This is a genomic window from Coleofasciculus sp. (genome assembly GCF_046565525.1).
In the GTDB taxonomy this organism is placed as follows: Bacteria; Cyanobacteriota; Cyanobacteriia; order Cyanobacteriales; family Coleofasciculaceae; genus Coleofasciculus.
The window spans coordinates 1-6,049 of the sequence record NZ_JBKHUP010000202.1; the positions used below are offsets into that span (position 1 = coordinate 1).

The window sequence follows — 6,049 nt, forward strand, 5'->3', positions numbered from 1 at the left end:
CATCCGACAAATTGTTGAAGAATTGGTTATATAATATAAGTGTACGCTTTTGAACTACAGTGTAATATTTTAGGTTGAATAATAAGGATAATATCTTCCCATGAACGTAACAATTATAGGTGGTGGGCCAGCAGGTATAGCTATAGGATATTATGCTAAAAAATACGGTATTAAATTTAATATTTTTGAAGCAAATGATTATGTTGGAGGTAACTGTACTACTCTAAAAAAAGGAGATTTTATGTTTGACTTAGGAGCACATCGTTTACATGATAAAAATCCTGATATTACCGATGAAATTCAAAACCTGATGAAAGATGAACTAAAACTGATTAATGTACCGAGCCAAATTTTTAAAGCCGGAAAATATATTGACTTTCCTCTTTCTCCTTTTGATATTTTAAATAAACTTGGTATGTTGTATTGTTTAAAGTCGAGCTTTGAGTTACTAAAAGGTAGACTAAATTCTAGTTATATAGGTGATAATTTTGAAAGTCTTGCTTTGCAAAAATATGGTAAGACAATAGCTGAATCTTTTCTCTTAAATTACTCAAAAAAATTATGGGGAGTGTCTTGTGATAAGCTTTCCTGTAATGTATCGGGTAACCGACTTAAAGGACTTGATTTTAAAACATTTCTAACAGAAGCTTTTGTAAGTAAAGCTGCAAAAACTAAGCATTTAGATGGCTCTTTTTATTACCCCAAAAATGGGTATGGTAGTATAGTGGAAAGGATGGGAAATTATTGCGGCAAGGACAATATATTTTTGAATTCAAAGGTTACTAAAATTTGGCATGATCACACAAAAATTATTGGTCTAGAAATTAGAGAAAAAGAAACCATGAATATAGATAAAATGGTAAGTACAATACCTATAAATATTTTATTAAAAATAATGACGCCAAGTCCACCCCAAGAAATTTTAAAAATAGCTGATAGTCTTCGATTTCGTCATCTTAGATTAGTTGCTTTGTTTCTTGATAAAGAATCAATTACTCCAAATGCCACAGTCTACTTTCCCGAAGCTAATTTTCCCTTTACTAGAATCTATGAACCTAAGAATAGAAGTTCCTCTATGTCGCCACCAGAAAAGACATCGCTTGTGGCAGAAATTCCCTGCCAGTATGAAGATGAAATTTGGAGCATGACCCAAAAAGAAATTGTTAATTTGGTTAAAGAAAAACTTATTTATATAGATTGGATAAAAAAAGAAGAAATAATAGATTCATGGGTAGGTCGTATCAACTATGCTTATCCTGTACTAGAGATAGATTTTGAGGATAAAGTTGAGAGAATTATGAATTGGCTCTATAAGTTTGGAAATTTGAATATTTCAGGAAGAAATGGAAAGTTTCTCTATACCCACCTTCACGATCAAATGAAATTTGGGCAGGAAATTATTGAACAATGTATTTGCCCTAATTATAATTAGGTTTAGCTGTATATTTTGAGGAAAAGATTTAAAATATTTTCATGGACTTAAAAATGTCAAATTCTAGCAATCTAGTTAATGTTTATTGTCCTAATTGTGGCTCTAGAAAAAAACATAAAATTTACCCCGGAACTATCTTACAAGACAAGCTAAACCTACTATCTAGCTATTCCTATGAAGTTTGGATAGATGGTCACCATCCCATTGTACAATGTGCTAACTGCCGTTTTTATTATACCTGTCCGCGTGACTCAATAAAAACGCTAGCCGCTATTTATGCAACTGGTAGTGTTGAAAGTTATTTCAAGGAGACAGAGGGAAAGTTAGCTTCTTTTAGAGATGAAGCAATTTTTTTAAAAAAACTGACAGGGGGAACCGGAAAATTGCTCGAAATTGGCTGTGCAACAGGTCTTTTTTTGCAGGCAGCAACCGAGTTTGGATTTGAAGTATGGGGGTGTGAACCTTGTTTTGAGGCGGCAACCCTCGCTAAGGAAAAATTCGGTAAGCGGATCAATGTGAATATGTTTAGATCTACCGATTATGAAGTTAAAACTTTTCAGGTGGTTGCATTGTGGGATGTCATTGAACATGTTGATAAGCCAACTAAGCTCATTCAAGACAGTTACAACTTACTGGCTCCGGGAGGGTGGATAGCTCTCAGTACACCGAATTTTGACTCTTTGAGTAGACGTTTATTGGGAAGTCGCTGGCACTTTTTTGAGCGTTGGCATCTTGTTTTTTTTGATCCGAAGACAATTTCCGATCTACTTTGCCAAGTCGGTTTTGTTAATATTCGTATTCTTCCTCAATCTAAAACTTATTCAATTTCATATTTCGCAAGTTATCTAGCTAAATGGAGTTTAAGGCTATCTCAGGCAGCACTGGCACTTATCAACCGAGTGGATTCTCGAAGGCGGGTCATGCTTACCTTGCCAAGTGGATGTATGCGGGTTTATGGGCAAAAGCCTTTGTAGGAAAACTATGTGTGGTATTGTAGGTGTTTTGAAATTGGATCTAGGTGACTGGGATTTTTCTGAGGATGTCCTCATGAATATGGCAGCGACATTGCGACATCGAGGTCCCGATGCTGTGGGAATTCAATGGGATGGAGCCTGTGGACTGGCGCATCAACGCCTGAGTATCATCGATCTCACTGATGCGGGGCGACAACCAATGTCCAATGAAGACAGAACGATCTGGTTCAGTTACAATGGAGAAATTTATAATTTTCGGGAATTGCGACAACAATTTTCTCTTGACCAGAAAGGTCACCGCTTTTATTCCCGCACAGATACTGAGGTAATTTTACATCTGTATGAAGAGCTGGGTGTTGACTGTGTTAAGCAATTCAATGGTATGTATGCGTTTGCTTTATGGGATAGTCGTATACAGACTCTACACTTAGCACGAGATCCGTTTGGTATCAAACCTTTGTTCTATATGCACTATAAAGGAGCTTTTTGGTTCGCTTCAGAGATTAAGGCGTTATTGGCAGTTCCTGGTTACACTCCTAATCCGAGTCTGGAAGCTCTGTATCACTTTCTATCCTTTAACTACATCCCAGGAGCATTGACAGCTTTTGAGAATATCCATGAGTTGCGTCCTGGTCATAGGTTAAGCATCTGCCCAGTTGACCAACAGATTCACATCACTCGCTTCTATAATGTTGAGTACCATATCAATGAGCAGTTGTCGGAAGCAGATGCTATAGAACAGTCTCGCGAACTTCTAACCCAAGCTGTAGAGAGGCAACTAATTGCTGATGTGCCAGTAGGTGTAATGCTTTCAGGTGGACTGGATTCCAGTGCCTTGACCGCTTTAATGGCAAAGGTTCGAGGTGATTCTGATTTTCATACCTTCTCGATTAGCTTCGATGATTCTAGCTTTGATGAATCAAGCTATGCGTGGATGGTAGCCAGACATGTGGGGACGAAACATCATGAAGTTCTTGTGACGCCAGACAAAGTTAAGAACCTTCTGTCAACGTATCTGAGTTACATAGATGAGCCTTATGCGGACGGTTCTGCCATTCCTACCTACTTATTGGCTGAATGTGCTCAAGAACATGTAAAAGTTTTGCTTTCGGGCGAGGGTGGAGATGAGTTTTTTACGGGGTACGATACTCATGCCGCCTATAAGGTGCGCCAAGTGTACCGTTGGATTCCTCCTCTACTCAGGCAAAAAATGATCCGTCCTTGTGTTGAAATGTTGCCTGTCTCTCATGACAAGCTCAGCTTTGATTTTAAAGCCAAACGCTTTGTCCACGGAGCGGAGCTAGATATTCCCAATTCGCACTTTTATTGGCGTATGGTGCTTTCTGAAGATGCGAAAAAGTCAGTATTGTGCCAGCTAAGTCAGTTCACAGATTTCCCCCCTTCTGCTCAATTATTTGTAAATGCCTATAACAGTTGTCTTGCTGAAGATGAGTTAAATCGGTTGCTTTACGTTGACTATAGCTATCATCTGCCAGACGATCTAATGATTAAGAATGATCGGATGACGATGGCACACTCATTGGAGGCGCGTGTTCCCTTCACAGATACGCTACTGGTAAATTTTTTGGCTACTGTACCAGTTGCTCTTAAACTAAAAGGGATGCAGAAGAAACATTTGCTCCGCTCAGCTTTAGATGATTTATTACCCAAGGCAGTGTTGAATAAAAGGAAAGTAGGGTTAGAAATGCCTTACTCTCGCTGGCTTATTACAGAGTTGCGAGGTATAGTCGAGACGGTGCTGTCTCCAAGTAAATTGAACTCAACTGGGTTATTTAATGCTAAAGCGATAACGAAAATCTGGGAAGAGCATCAATCTAGAAGTATCGATCACGGGCGATTTTTGTGGGGATTATTAAACTATATGTTGTGGTATGAAATTTATATTCATAAAATTTCTTTATTCCCAATTCATAAATACTGAATCGTGTATCAAACGAACTAAATTTAACGCGGAAAAAGCTGTTTACTAGGTGTAATGCCAGAGGTATGATGAGCAATAATAATGTCTTTACAGGCTTATTAATTACAGTCTTTTTTTCTTTCGGGCTAATCGGTATTCTCAACCATGAAATGTGGATAGATGAACTTCAAGCATGGCTAATTGCCAGAGAGAGTACCTCCCTTGGCGATTTATTCAATAATTTGAGATATGAGATCCATCCGGGACTCTGGTATTTATGTTTGTATCTCACTACTCGCTTTACTCAAAACCCAGTAGCTATGCAGATTTTTCATCTGATGCTCGCTACTGGGGCGATCTATATCTTTGCCAGATTTTCTCCTTTCACTAAATTGCAAAAAGTGCTGTTTTCCTTCGGTTATTTTCCCTTTTATGAGTATGGTATTATCAGCCGCAACTACACTTTAGGAATTCTATTAATTTTCTTATTTTGTGCTTTATATAAAACTCGCACAAAGAGTTATCTGGCTCTATTTATCATTTTAGCATTGCTCTCAAACACAAATATTATTGGGTTGATTATAGCTATATCACTGGGAATAACCTTAGCATTTGAAGCAATTTTTTACAAAAGTGTTATTAATCTCCGTTTTCCTAAGAAGCAAGATATTGTTCTTAGCGTTCTTGTCTTCACTCTAGGAATTGGTATGGCAGTATCCCAATTAATCCCTCCAGCCGATTTTGCCTATAAGGTGAATGGATTAAAAAAAATAAGCCTGTCCTCAGCGCTCAAGCCCATTACAGCTATCTGGAAAAGTTATATTCCAATACCTGATATCTTGAGTTATAATTTTTGGAACACGAACTTGCTAACAACAAGCTTGCTTGGGAATCTACTTTCTGTAATTTTATCCCTAGTCTTGCTTGTCTTTTTTGTTGGGATCTTTATTCGGAGACCAATCCCACTCTTCTTGTATGTTTCCGGAACAGCTTTCATTCTACTCTTTGACTTTTCCACAAGCTATTCTGGATTCTTTTTAAGACATTATGGATATTTGTATATTCTATTGATTAGTTGTCTATGGATTTCATCTTATTATAATCAATCCAATTTTTTATTTCGTTGGTCAAAAAAGCTAAGCTATTTTTCTAAGAAAAATAAAAAGTTAATTATTCTGATAATTTTGTTAGCTCAGATGATAGCGGGAACCTTTGCTTATACTATGGATCTATTTTATCCTTTTTCATCAGCAAAATCTGCCGCTCAATTGATTGAGAGTCAACAGATAAGTGACCTGCCAATTGTCGCTAACTATACAGCCTCTCCCTTGTCTGCATTTTTGAATAAAAAAATCTATTTTTTAGAAACAGAGCAATTGGGCAGTTTTATAAAGTGGGACAAAAATTGGCTCAAGACAAGGTGGAATGAAAAGACTCATCGTGAAAATATTAACAAATTCATCAAGCAAAATAATACAACAATACTATTAATATTAGACTATGAAATATCCACAAAAAATTATAAATTAAACATTGAAGAGTTTGCAAATTTTACAAATAGTATTGTCTATGACCATAGTCACTACTATATGTATCTGATTTCTCCTCAGTATCGCTAGTCACAATCCTTTTGTTGGGGGAAAACTATCTAAGGTGTCAGTATAAGGATAATATTGCCGAGATTTCTTTTATTTGACCAATTCTTCAACAATTTGTCGGATT

General features: G+C 36.9%; 4 protein-coding genes. All 4 read left to right on the forward strand.

Features of this window, described 5'->3' with window-relative positions:
- The first annotated feature begins 100 nt into the window (after positions 1-100).
- The 4 genes from ACLGGO_RS34810 (at position 101) to ACLGGO_RS34825 (ending at position 5,946) form a co-directional block, all read left to right on the forward strand.
- Entirely contained in the window at positions 101-1,432 is a 1,332-nt protein-coding gene (locus tag ACLGGO_RS34810; RefSeq protein ID WP_446422742.1) for an FAD-dependent oxidoreductase, read from the forward strand.
- Between the two features lie 53 nt (positions 1,433-1,485).
- The gene (locus ACLGGO_RS34815; protein ID WP_446422743.1) at positions 1,486-2,406 is read left to right on the forward strand and encodes a class I SAM-dependent methyltransferase; all 921 of its coding nucleotides are present in this window, start codon (positions 1,486-1,488) and stop codon (positions 2,404-2,406) included.
- 7 nt (positions 2,407-2,413) lie between these two features.
- Entirely contained in the window at positions 2,414-4,348 is a 1,935-nt protein-coding gene (gene asnB / locus ACLGGO_RS34820) for an asparagine synthase (glutamine-hydrolyzing) (RefSeq protein ID WP_446422744.1), read from the forward strand.
- Between the two features lie 65 nt (positions 4,349-4,413).
- Positions 4,414-5,946 carry a hypothetical protein gene (locus ACLGGO_RS34825; RefSeq protein ID WP_446422745.1) on the forward strand — a complete coding sequence of 511 codons (1,533 nt, stop codon included), beginning with the start codon at positions 4,414-4,416 and terminating at the stop codon, positions 5,944-5,946.
- The last annotated feature ends 103 nt before the right edge of the window (positions 5,947-6,049 follow it).

What these genes read in the sequence shown, in the direction of transcription:
- ACLGGO_RS34810 (WP_446422742.1), top strand. Translation starts at nt 101, where the DNA reads ATGAACGTAACAATTATAGGTGGTGGGCCAGCAGGTATAGCTATAGGA.
- ACLGGO_RS34815 (WP_446422743.1), top strand. Translation starts at nt 1,486, where the DNA reads ATGTCAAATTCTAGCAATCTAGTTAATGTTTATTGTCCTAATTGTGGC.
- asnB (WP_446422744.1), top strand. Translation starts at nt 2,414, where the DNA reads ATGTGTGGTATTGTAGGTGTTTTGAAATTGGATCTAGGTGACTGGGAT.
- ACLGGO_RS34825 (WP_446422745.1), top strand. Translation starts at nt 4,414, where the DNA reads ATGATGAGCAATAATAATGTCTTTACAGGCTTATTAATTACAGTCTTT.